Annotated in this window: 11 protein-coding genes and 1 pseudogene; 9 read left to right on the top strand and 3 right to left on the bottom strand. The window is 39.5% G+C overall.

Features of this window, described 5'->3' with window-relative positions:
- The first annotated feature begins 8 nt into the window (after positions 1-8).
- The 7 genes and pseudogenes from NSMS1_RS12660 (at position 9) to NSMS1_RS12630 (ending at position 5289) form a co-directional block, all read left to right on the top strand.
- Complete coding sequence (locus NSMS1_RS12660; RefSeq protein ID WP_224095218.1) at positions 9-1139, top strand: aldo/keto reductase; 1131 nt, start codon at positions 9-11, stop codon at positions 1137-1139.
- 32 nt (positions 1140-1171) lie between these two features.
- Positions 1172-1780 (top strand): Uma2 family endonuclease, encoded by a 609-nt coding sequence (locus NSMS1_RS12655; protein WP_224093614.1) that lies wholly within the window; start codon positions 1172-1174, stop codon positions 1778-1780.
- A gap of 97 nt (positions 1781-1877) precedes the next feature.
- Positions 1878-2183, top strand: a complete 306-nt coding sequence (locus tag NSMS1_RS12650) for an AAA family ATPase (protein ID WP_224093613.1) — start codon at positions 1878-1880, stop codon at positions 2181-2183.
- 179 nt (positions 2184-2362) lie between these two features.
- Positions 2363-3124: an AAA family ATPase gene (locus NSMS1_RS12645; RefSeq protein ID WP_224093612.1), complete on the top strand. Its 762-nt coding sequence runs from the start codon at positions 2363-2365 to the stop codon at positions 3122-3124.
- A gap of 112 nt (positions 3125-3236) precedes the next feature.
- A pseudogene (locus tag NSMS1_RS12640) lies at positions 3237-4029 on the top strand (IS5 family transposase).
- A gap of 43 nt (positions 4030-4072) precedes the next feature.
- Positions 4073-4693, top strand: coding sequence for a DUF3226 domain-containing protein (locus NSMS1_RS12635; protein ID WP_224093611.1), 621 nt, complete (start codon positions 4073-4075; stop codon positions 4691-4693).
- 416 nt (positions 4694-5109) lie between these two features.
- On the top strand, positions 5110-5289 hold the full coding sequence (locus tag NSMS1_RS12630; RefSeq protein ID WP_224093610.1) for a chlorophyll a/b-binding protein: 180 nt from the start codon (positions 5110-5112) through the stop codon (positions 5287-5289).
- Positions 5290-5462: 173 nt separating this feature from the next.
- Here the strand turns inward: NSMS1_RS12630 and rpoD are convergent, their stop codons facing one another.
- Positions 5463-6635 (bottom strand): RNA polymerase sigma factor RpoD, encoded by a 1173-nt coding sequence (rpoD, locus tag NSMS1_RS12625; protein WP_224093609.1) that lies wholly within the window; start codon positions 6633-6635, stop codon positions 5463-5465.
- A 1573-nt stretch (positions 6636-8208) separates the two neighbouring features.
- Positions 8209-10146, bottom strand: coding sequence for a DNA topoisomerase (ATP-hydrolyzing) subunit B (gene gyrB / locus NSMS1_RS12620; protein WP_224093608.1), 1938 nt, complete (start codon positions 10144-10146; stop codon positions 8209-8211).
- A gap of 358 nt (positions 10147-10504) precedes the next feature.
- Between gyrB and miaA the strand changes: the two genes are divergently transcribed.
- Positions 10505-11389 carry a tRNA (adenosine(37)-N6)-dimethylallyltransferase MiaA gene (gene miaA / locus NSMS1_RS12615; protein ID WP_224093605.1) on the top strand — a complete coding sequence of 295 codons (885 nt, stop codon included), beginning with the start codon at positions 10505-10507 and terminating at the stop codon, positions 11387-11389.
- A 46-nt stretch (positions 11390-11435) separates the two neighbouring features.
- Here the strand turns inward: miaA and NSMS1_RS12610 are convergent, their stop codons facing one another.
- A complete protein-coding gene (locus NSMS1_RS12610) occupies positions 11436-12164 on the bottom strand; it encodes a Uma2 family endonuclease (RefSeq protein ID WP_224093603.1) in 729 nt (242 codons plus the stop codon).
- 321 nt (positions 12165-12485) lie between these two features.
- Between NSMS1_RS12610 and NSMS1_RS12605 the strand changes: the two genes are divergently transcribed.
- Entirely contained in the window at positions 12486-14216 is a 1731-nt protein-coding gene (locus tag NSMS1_RS12605; RefSeq protein ID WP_224093601.1) for a WG repeat-containing protein, read from the top strand.
- The last annotated feature ends 142 nt before the right edge of the window (positions 14217-14358 follow it).

Raw genomic sequence — 14358 nt, 5'->3', positions numbered from 1 at the left:
CTCAACTTATGCACTACCGACGCTTTGGCAAAACTAACCTGAACCTCTCGGTTCTTTCTCTAGGAACAATGCGCTACTTGGCTAATAGCGAAAATGTGCAGCAAACTATTGCTAAAGCCTTAGCGCTAGGGATTAATCATATAGAAACAGCCAGAGGTTACGGTAAAAGTGAGGAGTATTTTGGTGAAGCTGTCAAAGCTGGGTTGTGTGTACCTCGTTCCCAACTGTATATAACGACTAAAATTCCCTCAACATCTGACGCTGACAGTATGCGTCGGTATATTGATGAGTCCCTAGAACGGTTGAATTTAGATTATTTAGATTGTCTAGGTATTCATGGCTTAAATACTTGGGAACATCTGGAGTGGGTACAAGCTAAAAATGGCTGCATGAAAGCCGTGGAAGAAGCTGTAAACGATGGTAGAGTTAGACACGTTGGCTTTTCCACCCACGGGGCGTTAGATTTAATTCAAGCCGCAATTAACACAGATTTTTTTGAGTTTATTAATCTACATTATTACTATTTTTTTCAGAGGAATGTAGATGCGATCGCCCAAGCTGCAAGCAAAGATATGGGCGTTTTTATCATCTCCCCAGCCGACAAGGGAGGAAAGCTATACACGCCACCCCAAAGCCTTAAAGATTTATGTCACCCCTTTTCACCTCTAGAATTAAACTATAGATTTCTGTTAAGTGACCAACGTATTACTACCTTAAGTGTAGGGCCAGCCACTCCAGAAGAATTAATAGAACCGTTACAAGTTGCTGATAGTGATGGTGAGTTAACACCAGCAGAACTTGCCACTTTTCAGCATTTAGAAAATCATCAAAAAACAGTCTTAGGAACTGAAAAGTGTAGCCAATGCTATGCTTGTTTACCTTGTCCAGAAAAAATCAATATTCCTGAAGTTTTGCGGTTACGTAATTTGGCAGTGGCGTACAACATGACCGATTACGCACAATATCGCTATGGAATGTTTGAAAATGCTGGTCACTGGTTCCCAGGAATGAAAGCTAACCGTTGTACAGAATGCGGTGATTGTTTACCTCGGTGTCCAGAAAAGTTAGATATTCCTACATTATTAGAAGATACCCATAATCGATTAAATGGCAAAGCTGGGAGAAGATTGTGGGGCTAATTCGTAATTCGTAATTTATTTTTTAGAGAATTATGCAAGTAACACAACAGAAAGACTACACACCAGAAGAATATTTAGCACTTGAGGAAACTGCTGAATATAAAAGTGAATATATTGATGGACAAATAATTCCTATGGCAGGCGGAACAGCAAATCATAATCGAATAGCAGGTAACTTTTATGCTGTAATGAATTTTGCATTCAGGCAAAAAGAATACGAAGTTTTTAACAGTGATATGCGTTTATGGCTACCTCAAAAGCGTATCTATACATATCCTGATGCAATGATTATAGTCGGTGAGTCAGAGTTCTATAACAATAGAACAGATATCATTACTAATCCCCAGGTGATTATTGAAGTTTTATCAAAGTCTACTAAAGGGTATGACCGTGAAGATAAATTTCAGGCTTACCGAACAATTCCTAGTTTCCAAGAATATTTGTTAATTGATCAAACTCGGATTCATGTAGAGCAGTTTTCCAAAACAGGGAAAAAGCAGTGGAATCTAAGGGAATATGATGAGGAAGATGAGGCGATCGCTCTTGTAACTGTTCCCTTTGAGATTACCTTACAGGATTTATACGACAAAGTAAACTTTGAGGTTGCAGAGCCGGAAGGGAAAATTGATGGTGTGGATTAGGGAGCGCGATCGCTACTTTTTGCTAAAGTAGAAATATTTATAATTACTAATTTTCAAAATATTCTTTATTTCCATTCCATCACCTGCTAGCAAAATTATGTTGAAGTCTGTAAAAATAGAAAATTTTCGAGGTTTTCAGTCCTTCGAGCTTCAGCAGCTTGGCAGAGTTAACCTGCTAGTAGGTAAAAATAATACAGGTAAAACATCAATACTAGAAGCTATTCAACTTTTATGTTCACGAAATAATCTTGAACCACTTCGTCAAGCCATGACTAAGCGGGGAGAATTTTATTTTGATGAAAACTCTAACAATTCGCAAGAACTGGATGTTCGTAACCTTTTTTATGGACATGAAATTGATCAAGGAAGCAGATTTTCAATAATAAGTAAGTCGTTGCAATAAAACCAAACTATGTAAAGAAAAGTAAATAAGGCTTAAACTCTTTCTCCCCCTGCCCCCTGCCCCCTGCCTTATTACAACAATAATTATTTACGTCGACCTACTTAGGCACTAATAACAATCTTCAAGAAGAGCTTGTTGTATCCATAGAATCACGTGAAAACATTACTAATATCGCACAATTGAGTTTACTTCCTGATCTTCTAGGTGATGAATTTATAGAATCATTAAGAAATCTTGAGTTTATTACAAGGTGGAACAATGAACAAGAAAAAGAGCCTTCAACATTGCCTCTATCATCTAACGGAGGGCTACCTATAGACTATATCCGGCGATTTCGTAGGAATACCAAAAATGCAGCTTCAAAAGTACAATTTGTAACATCATCTTCTTTAGAGACTGAGAAGATGATTGAACTCTTTGACCAAATTGTACTAACCCCAGAGGAAAAACTGGTAGAGCAAGCACTTCATATAATTGATTCTAAAATTCAACGTATCGCTCCAATGGGTTCTATTAAATTTAGGCGTTCTTTAGATGGTTCGCGGGGCGGCTTTTTTGTGCTTCTTTCTGATATTAACCAGCGCGTACCAATAGGAAGTATGGGTGATGGGATTTGGCGTATGTTAGGGTTGGCACTAGCTACAGTTTGTGCTAAAGATGGATATTTATTTGTTGATGAAATAGATACTGGGCTTCATTTTACAGCCATGTCTGATATGTGGCGAATGATTTGGGAGACAGCAAAGCGGTTAAATGTACAGGTGTTCGCTACTACTCATAATAGTGATTGTTGGATGAGTTTAGCCAGTATTGCTCAACGGGATGATGCTACTGAGGATGGTATTAGAATCCACAGAATTGAGCCAGGTAAAGATAAAAGTGTAGTCTTTACAGAACCTCAAATTGTCATTGCGGCTGAAAGAGAAATTGAGGTGCGTTAGCAATGCCAAGAGGTTACGCAGCTAAGAGGATGTTTGAAAAGTCGGGAAAGTAGTAAAAAAGCTCTCTCAGTATAAGCTGTAAATGAATAGTAAACAGCACCGAGAGAGCGACATGAGTAAAGCATACCCCAGCAATCTGACCCGTGACCAATATGAATTTCTCAGTGAGCTGATTCCAGAGGCAAAACCAGGAGGACGCAAGCGTGAAGTCGATACGTGGGAAGTTCTCAATGCAATTTTCTATATTTTGGTAGAAGGAGTGAGATGGCGAGGGCTACCAGGAGACTTTCCGCCCTGGCAGACAGTGTACACATATTTCCGTAATTGGCGCAAAGATGGGACGTGGCTGTTAATCCATGACAGTCTCAGGGAGTGGGTGCGAATAGACCAGGAACGACACAAGAATCCATCGGAAGCCATTATCGATAGTCAAAGTGTTAAAAGTGCGGCAATGGTGAGTCAAGACGTAGGTTTTGATTCAGGTAAGAAAATTAAAGGGCGTAAGCGATTTATCACAGTTGATACCTTGGGATTAGTGCTACGAGTCTTGGTCACAGCTAGCTGCCAATGTGGGTGAGCGCGCTGGCGGTCAACAAGTTCTCAAACGAGTCAAACAATCTCAGCCACAGTCTCGCTTAACAACCATCTGGGTTGATGGTGGGTTTGATGGAGAACCTTTCATGCAATGGGTTATGAATTTTTGTCGCTGGATTGTCCAGGTTGTGCTGCGACCAGAGCAAACTAAGGGCTTTGTTTTGCTCAAAAAACGTTGGGTGGTGGAACGCACTTTTGGTTGGTTTATGGGATGTCGCCGATTGGTCAGAGACTATGAATTATTGCCCGAAACATCAGAAACTTTTATCTACCTTGCAATGATCCGTATTATGCTGAAGCGACTGGCTTAATTTTTGACTTCCTAAAACTTTTCAAACATCCTCTAAGAAGCTTTTGGTTGAGGGGAAGGATGATCTGCGCGTCATACCAGAATTGATAGAAAAAAATGGAATTGTTTGGGGTAATAACAAGAAGGAAGCGATTGTATCAATTGAAGATTACGGTGGTTATAGCAATCTTAATTCAGACCTGATATCAACAGAGTTACAAGCATCAGGACTAACTCATCTGGGTTTAATGGTAGATGCAGATGATGAGCCTCAAGCACGTTGGCAAAGTATTAGAGATGCTTGTGTAGATAGTATTCTTGATATTCCTCAAGAAATCCCAGAAACAGGGTTAATCCACACTACAAACACAGGAATTAAGTTTGGTGTCTGGATGATGCCAGATAACTCAATGCAAGGAATGTTAGAGACTTTTTTAGCTTATATGATTCCAGATGAGAGTGAGCTACTTTGGACATACGCCCAGGAAGTTGTAGCAGAGGCAAAAAATAAGGGAGCATTATTTATAGATGCACGTACTGATAAAGCAAAAATTCACAGTTGGTTAGCATGGCAGGAAGAACCAGGAAGGCAACTGCATCAAGCTATCAAGTATAAAATTTTAAATCCCCAGCATCCAAAGGCACAGGTATTTGTGAACTGGTTTAAGGCTTTGTACGACCTCTAAATTTTTATTGGCGAAAAATAGCGATCGCCACATACCTCTTATACCAATCAAAAAACAATGCGATCGCCTATCGTGTGATATCTGCATTAATTGCGATTAATTAGCAAATATAATATTTAATATTAAAGTTTACAAACTATTCAATACTGATAAATAAAGTAAAACAGGAGCTTACTATTAAAATAGTTGCTAAATAATAGCAATATATATAATTCTCTATAAAATCATTTGTTTGTTGTTGTCCTTGCTTCATCTACTTCCATAGACGTAAAGTTTGGTTGTTCCTCAGCAGCAAACTATTACAACCAAATTTATGACAACAAAAACTTAAACAATTGTTGCAATCTCGAAAAATATTGTTATATTAGTTTACATAAGGCAATCATCCTTATAAAAATTAATTTGGAGTGCCACCCATGACAGACACAACAAAAATCTCTGCTTCTATAGTTGAAGACCGCAATTCTTGGCGTTGGGGCTTCACTCCTCAAGCCGAAATCTGGAACGGTCGCTTGGCAATGATTGGCTTTTTAGCAGCCGCATTAATTGAGCTGTTCTCTGGTCAAGGCTTCCTACACTTCTGGGGCATTCTGTAAGACCTATAAAAATAAATAAGCTACATTACATGGTCGCTCATAGGGTTTGTTGACGATTAACAGTTAAGCGTCAACAGCCTAAACAAAAAAACCTGGAGGTGTAACAACACTTCCAGGCTTTTAAGTTATTTGTCAGTGGTCAATTGTAAAGACAACCGCACACTGACAACTGACTAACGAATATATTCCTTAAGAACGCTGTTGCGGTTGGGGTGGCGTAATTTACGGAGTGCTTTGGCTTCGATTTGGCGAATCCGTTCACGGGTGACGTTAAAGATTTGCCCAATTTCCTCTAAAGTCTTCATGCGTCCGTCATCTAAACCGTAGCGCAGGCGGAGAACGTCTCGTTCACGGGGGCTGAGGCTGTCGAGGACTTTTTCTAAATCTTCGCGCAGAAGGTTTTTAGAAACTTGGTCTTCTGGGGTTTCGCCATCGGATTCGATAAAGTCGCCTAAGCGAGAATCTTCTTCTTTACCAATAGGTGTTTCTAAGGAAATGGGTAACTGTGCAGATTTAGCGATGAAACGCAGTTTCTCGATGGTCATTTCCATGCGAGTTGCAATTTCTTCTTCTGTTGGCTTGCGTCCCATTTCTTGAGACAATAACTTGGTGGTTTTCTTGATGCGGGAGATGGTTTCGTAGAGGTGAACCGGCAGACGGATGGTGCGAGATTGGTCAGCGATCGCTCTGGTAATTGCTTGGCGAATCCACCAAGTAGCGTAGGTTGAGAATTTATAGCCTTTCTCGTGGTCAAACTTCTCAGCCGCACGAATCAAACCAAGGCTTCCTTCTTGAATTAAATCTTGGAAAGATAAGCCACGGTTCATGTACTTCTTGGCAATTGAAACTACAAGGCGCAAGTTTGATTGCACCATTTTATCTTTTGCTCTGCGGCCAACGTGCAGGCGGTAACGGAATGCGGGCAATGGAACTTGTACTGCTTCTGCCCATTCACTATCACGGGGGTCACGTTCTAGCTGTTCTGACAGCCTCTCGCGTACCCTTTCTAATTCCAATAAATCAGCAATTTTTCTAGCCAGTTCGATTTCCTCATCTGCACGCAACAAACGGATACGACCAATTTCTTGCAAGTACAGACGAATGGAATCTTCGGTATAGTGCTTCTTCTTGCTTTGTGTCCGACGACGCGATTTAGCGGCTTTTCCAGACTTTGCGTCGTCCTCATCAGACTGAGGCTCTAAAAACTCATCAATATCGCCATCATCAGCGAGCAATAAGTCCTCATCTTCTTCTATTAAGAGGTCTTCTAACTCGATCTCAGGCTGATTCATTATTTCTAGGTCAGGCTGATAAATGCTATCGAGTACGTTGTTAGCCTGGTTCATGCCGCGTTCCTCATGCTCCTTGCAGAATCAATTACTCAAGATGTCTTAACTGCTCTTTTAAATATGAGCTAGTTAATAATCAAAAGATAGGGTTTTAAGTTCTTTATCCCTAATCTTTTTGGACGTTTTGTTCCTCCAAAGAGGAACTTTTGAACTAAGTGTTAAAAGTCGCAGTTAATGCTGACTTATTTATCTCTGTACAAACCAAAGTGTTGCTTTCGCTGATCACTTTTAACTGGTTTGTCTAAAAAATAGACTGGTCTTGATAAAAAAATTTACCACTGCATATAAATGATTTATGACTGTTGGCATATTTTCTTATAAAGACTGTTCCGATTGTAGCCTGTTTCACAAAAATTGCACTCTTTTTGTGTATTAATCATGAACTGATTAGGGAAGGTAAAGCCTCCGATATCAAAAAGATGTTGAAAATGGTAGTAATCCCCTTAAATTTTCTCTAAAGCTTTTTGCAATTGCATTGCCATTATCTTTACATACTCAGGAAATTAATGCCGCCTTCATACAATTTTTGGTGTTGTGTGAAACATAAATTACCTAGAAACAGTATATTTTATGTTAACTGAGGCGAGAATCATGAACGCACCCATTTTTACATTTCCTTCATAAATAAATTAGTCCGGAGAATTGGAGATGACTCATCAAGAAGTGCATACAGCCTACAGAGATGATGCTTCCTTTACTGAAACTTGACGTTTTATGTGTTTAGCGTCTTGAGCTATTGGTAAAGGGTGTGGATAGACTAGCCGAGTGACTAGCAGTTGAGATTTTACTGATTTGGTCTTATTCACACATTAGCGCACCACTGAGATTTCCACCCATTGAATCTTGACAAACTCTTTTTATTGTATCCACCGATATTTTAATCAATTCAAAAGGACTTTGACATTCAAAATTACAGATATTTGTTTACTTATGGGAAAACTTTACCAAATACTGACAGAATGTGTAGCTTTTTCAAAGATGAGCTAGCGTATATGAGCAAGTTACTAGCAGTACATTATCTTATGCTAGCAACATTCTTTGAAATCGTAAGTTTAGTGAATTGATAAAATTGGAAAATTTTGCAAGCTATGTTTTCATAAGAAAAGTGTGAAATAAATTACGCTAGTTCAGCAATAAAATTGCTATCTTGTAGATTTTAATCATCAAGATAGTCATGCTCATTGCGCCTGAAATTCCAGGTGAACTTTGTTATACGAGCTTAACAAATACTTGTTTAATTTGTAGCCGATCTTAACTTATTCACAAATTCATATTGCACCATCTTACTGAGATAGATGATAAAAAATTTACAAGCGTCATTTGAAATACTTGACTGAAGGTAAATTTTGTGCATCGGTATATGCGGAAAAAGTTATGAATTGGCTTAATATTCCTAATGTATCCTATCAAACATTTTCCCCAAACTAATCAAAAGATGAAAAATTTTTTGTGGAAATGGGAACAGTTGACAGTTGACAGTGAACAGTAGAGATGACAACTCAATAAAAAAAGGGTAATTGCCTAACATCAATTACCCATTGATAAATTAAATACTGAAGCTCGTAAGCGATTAGATATCTAAATCGATGAGGTTAAGTTTAGAACCGTAGGTTTCGATAAATTCGCGTCTGGGTGCAACTCGATCGCCCATTAAGATTGTAAAGATGCGATCAGCTTCGGCTGCATCCTCAATTTCTACTTGTTTAAGAGTGCGGGTTTCGGGGTTCATGGTGGTTGTCCAGAGTTGTTCTGGCATCATTTCACCCAAACCTTTGAAGCGTTGGATGGTATAGTTGGCGTTGGCTGGGAATTTGGCGATCGCTTGTTGTAATTCACGCTCGCTATAGCAATACTCATAATTACGTCCCCGTTCTACTTTATATAATGGGGGGCAAGCGATGTAAATGAAACCTTGCTCGATGAGTGATCGCTGGTATCTATAAAAGAAGGTCAATAGTAGTGTACGAATATGCGCCCCGTCTACGTCCGCGTCGGTCATAATAATGATGCGGTGATACCGTAGTTGGGTAGAATCAAATTCTTCACCTTTTACCCCTAAACCCAAGGCTGTGATTAATGCCTGAATTTCGTTATTTTTATAGATTTTGGAATCGTCAGTTTTCTCAATATTAAGAATTTTACCACGTAGAGGCAGGATAGCTTGAGTACGGCGATCGCGTCCTTGTTTAGCACTACCACCTGCTGAGTCACCTTCCACTATATAAATTTCTGATTCACTAGGATCGCGGGAACTACAGTCTGCCAATTTACCGGGTAGTGGGGAAGATTCTAATACAGATTTACGTCTAACTAATTCCCGTGCGTGGCGTGCTGCTTCAGCAGCTTTGAACGCTTGGATGGCTTTATCTAAAATTGAGTCAGCAATGCTGGGGTGAAATTCTAGGTACTCGGTAAGAACTTCGCCGACTAAAGAATCAACAATACCTCGGACTTCGGTATTACCAAGTTTGGTTTTGGTTTGTCCTTCAAATTCTGGGTCTGGGACTTTAACGGAAATAACAGCTGTCAAACCTTCGCGGACATGTTCACCACTGAGGTTTGGTTCATTTTCTTTAATTTTATTACGCTTACGAGCGATCGCATTTAATGTGCGAGTTAGAACTGCTTTCAAGCCTTCTAGGTGTGTACCACCATCTACGGTGCGGATATTATTGGCAAAACCCAAAACGTTGTCTGTATAAGCATCTGTACACCACTGTAAAGAAACTTCTATCTGGACGTTATTACGTTCGCCTTGCACATAAATGATTTCTTCATGAAGTGCTTGCTTGTCACGGTTCATGTAAGCAACGTATTCTTTGATTCCACCCTTATATTCATAAGTTTCTACTTTGGGTGTATCACTTTTAAGCAGGTCTAAACGGCTGTCGGTAAAAGTTATTTTTACTCCTGCATTGAGATATGCTAACTCGCGCAAGCGACCTGCTAGGGTAATGTAATCAAATTCAATCCCAGTAGTAAAGATTTGCGTATCTGGTTTGAAGCTGACAGATGTTCCCGTTCTTGCTTCTTTGTAAGGCTTGGCGATGAGTTCTGTAACAGGAACACCCCGTTCGTAACGTTGGGTATGAACTTTTTTATCCCGCCAGACTGTTACATCGACAACTTCTGACAAGGCGTTTACGACAGAAATACCAACCCCGTGTAATCCTCCAGAAACTTTGTAACCACCGCCGCCAAACTTACCCCCAGCATGTAGCACGGTTAGTACAGTTTCTAACGCCGATTTCCCCGTGCGCGAGTGAGTATCCGTAGGAATCCCCCGACCATCGTCTGTGACAGTCACGGAACCATCTGCATTGAGATCAACCTCTATATGAGTGCAGTAACCTGCCAATGCTTCATCAATAGAGTTGTCTACCACCTCATAAACTAGATGGTGGAGTCCTCGCGGCCCGGTAGAACCGATGTACATCCCCGGTCGTTTGCGGACGGCTTCCAGACCTTCCAGAACTTGAATCTGATCGGCACTGTAACTGCTCGTCATGAAAATTCTCCTGATGCGTGGGGTGGAAAATCGCCTAAAGGCTAAAAAGTCAAATCACTCCAAAATTTTAACACAAAAGCCTTAAAGGCTGCTGTAGGGCAATCTTGTGAGAAGTTTAAATAGGGGATGTATCCCCATAAGTTTTTTCAATTAATCGCCTGACTATTGCAAATTTCACCGATTTATAACATACTCAACAAGTTTTGAGTAGAAAAATTAAGACCTTGTAGCGTTCATGGCAAAAAGCCTAAAAATTTTAGCACAAAAGCTCTGAGAGGGGGATGAGGGAGATGAGGAAGATGAGGGGGAATAGGTTTGGACTATGGACTGTTGACTATGGACTAATGACTAATGACCAATGACTAAATTAATCGTAATTTGTGGTGCTACGGCGACGGGGAAATCTGGTTTGGCTTTGGAGTTAGCCAAGCGGTTGGGTTCTGTAATTCTTAGTGCTGATTCTCGTCAAGTGTATCGTGAGTTTAATATTGGTACTGCTAAACCCAGCTTGGCAGAACAACAAGCTGTTCCTCATTATTTAATAGATATCTGCGCTCCTCAAGAGACGATGACAGTGGCAGATTATCAAGAACAAGCTCAAGCATTAATTAATTCTTTGCCACATTCACCAATTTTATTAGTAGGTGGTACTGGTTTATATATCCGCTCGATTGTGCAGGGAATGAAGATTCCAAGGGTTGCACCGAATTATGAATTGCGATCGCAACTCGAATCCCTCGGACAAACCACACTCTACAGCATATTACAACAAGTTGATCCTATTGCTGCTCAAAAAATCCATCCCAATGACCCTGTGAGGACTTTACGAGCATTAGAAGTATTTTACGTGACTGGTATTCCTATATCTGAACAACAAGGAGAAAACCCTCCAGATTATCCTATTTTACAAATTGGCTTAGATTGTGAAATAGATAGATTGGGTGAGCGGATTCACAAACGCACTGAGCAAATGATAGCAGATGGTTTAGTTGCTGAGGTTGAATATCTTTGTCAAAAATATGGTGCTGATTTGCCTTTACTGAATACTTTAGGGTATCAAGAAATCAAGGAATATTTAGCAGAAAAAATTTCGTTGGAGGAAGCGAAAGAATTAACGGTTTTACATACACGACAATTTGCCAAACGTCAGCGTACATGGTTTAGAGCATATTCGCAAATTGAGTGGTTTGATGCTAATGACCCTAATTTATTAGAAAAAGTTTGGCAGCGAGTACAACAGTAGAGACATTTCATTAAACGCCTCTACATGGTACATTCACAAATCGCCTTTACAAAGCATCGGGGTCAATACCCATAGCCCTTAGTCTTTCGGCTAAAAGTTGTGCGCGTGCTTCTGCTTGTTCTGCACGTTGTCGTTCTTGTTCTGCGCGTTGTCGTTCCTGTTCTGCACGTTCATCTCCTGTAAGCAAAAGATTACCGTCTTGGTAGCACCAACGTAACCAATTGTCCTGTCTTCCTTCAAACTCACCTTGCCAAAAAGTGATACCTAAGCCAACTTGTTCTAACCAATTTTCTGAAGTTTCAAAATAACGTCTTCCTCTTAGTTCATATACTCGTAGTGTCTTTTCTCCTAATTGCTGTGTTGGGTCATATACAATGTAGTAACTTACTCGCATTTGTTCATAAATTCGCAGCTTTTTACCGAGTTCTTCCCCTTCTTTATTTGAAACAATCTCTATCACCAACTCTGGAAATTTACCAAATTGCCAAACCATATAACAACGGTTTTGTTTTTCCCACCAATTTTCAGGGCTTTGGACATCCAAGCTGAGGAAAATATCAGGAACAATTTGTGGCTGTTTATCTGAATGATATATACCTACATTAGCTTCAGCCAAAAAGGGTTGATTCTGAAAAGAAGTGTAAAGAGAACTAACTAATAAACGTTGTTGTTTGGCAGATGCAAAATTATCCACAGGTGTATCATCTTCGGTAATTAGCTGGTTGGCATCTGGCACATAGAAATTATCGTTATTTATGATAAGTTGCTCAACCATAAATTTATCCAGTATGTAAGTGCGTTATTTCTAGGTTAATTGATTATGAGTGAGAAGATACTTCAAGGATGTTTGAAAAGTATTATTACTAACATTAAATTATAAAACACCTAACTCCCCTAGCCCCCATTCCTTTGCAGGGAAGAGTTAGCAATTAATGTAGAGATTTTGTATGCAACGTCTCTACATCTGTAGGGGAGAGGTTTGGAGAGGGGTTATTAGTGTACTTTTCGACTTTCCAAAGACCCTTTTAGTTATTTACCTACAAAACTTGAGTAAGCTGTGCCAAAATCTACAAATATAGGACTGTAGAACAGCATCATGATTGGATACATACTGTGGCGACGTTATAAAATTATCAAACAATTAGGCTCAGGTGGATTCGGTGAAACTTATCTAGCTGAATACCCGCAGGATTTACCAGTCAACTCAAAGTATAAATGTGTTGTCAAGCGGCTTACTAGACCCCAGACTCCAGACTTAGATACAGAAGAAAGGTTTAAGAGAGAAGCAGCTATATTATTCAAGTTGGGTAAGGAACATAACCAAATTCCTGAACTGTATGATTTCTTTGAGGAAAATAGAGAATTTTATCTTGTTCAAGAATATATTGATGGACATGATTTGAGTTACGAAATGGAACAAGGTAAACCTTGGAGTGAGGCTGAGGTAATTCAACTTTTGCAAGAAGTTATAGAGGTGCTAGATTTTGTTCATCAAAATAATGTGATCCACCGTGATATCAAACCATTAAATTTGATGCGGCGGTATTTAGATAATAAAATCGTCCTCATTGACTTTGGAATTGTCAAAGAAATCAGTGCTTTAGGCGTAAATGCTAAAGGAAAAATCAGCAGTACAGTTCCAATTGGTACTCGTGGTTATATGCCAAGTGAGCAACTTCATGGTCATCCTAAATTATGTAGTGATATTTATGCGCTAGGAATGACTGCAATTCAGGCGTTAACTGGGTTGCCACCACAAGAACTACACATAGATCCCGACACATTAGAAGTTATCTGGCGGGAAAAAGCTCAAGTAAGCAACATACTGGCAGATATTTTGACCAAAATGGTGCGGTATAATTCCCGGCAACGATACACAGATGCAGGTGAGGTATTGCAAGCTTTAAAACAATCAGATTTGCTTTCATTAATTGTTACGACCTCACGAAAACGAATAAAGGTTAATAATAAGTATGGTTACATTGACCAGATGGGGCGGGTAGTTATTCCACCGCAGTTTGATGATGCTGAAAACTTTTCTGAAGAGCTAGCAGTGGTCAAGATTGGTAACAAATTTGGCTATATAAATAAAACAGGACAGCTAGTTATTCCACCACAGTTTGATGATGCTGAGGATTTTGCTGAAGAGCTAGCAGTGATCAAGATTGGTGACAAATTTGGCTATATAGATGAAACAGGACAGCTAGTTATCCCACCTCAGTTTGATGATGTTCAAGCCTTCAATGAAAGTCTGGCAAGAGTGAAAATCAGCAATAAATTTGGCTATATCAACAAAAGTGGTCAAATAATCATCGAGCCTAAGTTTGATGAAGCTTGGACTTTTTTTAAAGGCATAGCATTGGTCAAATTAGGTGATAAGTATGGTTATATTGGCAAAAGTGGCCAGCTAGTTATTGCACCTCAGTTTGATGATGCTTGGGACTTTGAGGAAGAGCTTGCAGTGGTTAAGATTGGTGATAAATTTGGCTATATTGATAAAACAGGTAAGCTAGTGAGACCTCTCCAGTTTGATGATGCTTGGGCATTTTCTGAAGAGCTAGCATTAGTCAAACTCGATGACAAGCTAGGCTATATCGATAAAACAGGGAAGTTAGTTATATCTCCTCAATTTGATGAAACTTTCAACTTTTCTGAGGGGATGGCAAGAGTCAAAATCGATGACAAGTGGGGCTATATCGATAAAACTGGAAAGCTAGTTATATCTCCTCAGTTTGATGATGCTGAATATTTTTCTCAAGGATTGGCACTGGTAAAAATTGGTAAACAGGAACGTTATATAGATAAAAATGGAAGGTTTATTTATTAACTTCACCAGCGTCAATTGAAACCTTTAAATATTGTTTTTCTCACTCACTTAATACCACAAACAAATAAAAAATGCAGCAATGCAATCTTCAGCCATCCAGTCATAAGATTTGATGAGAGCGTTGGCAAAGCGGCCGTAGGCA

Source organism: Nostoc sp. MS1, assembly GCF_019976755.1.
GTDB lineage: Bacteria > Cyanobacteriota > Cyanobacteriia > Cyanobacteriales > Nostocaceae > Trichormus.
This window is presented reverse-complemented; position numbering and strand designations above follow the sequence as displayed.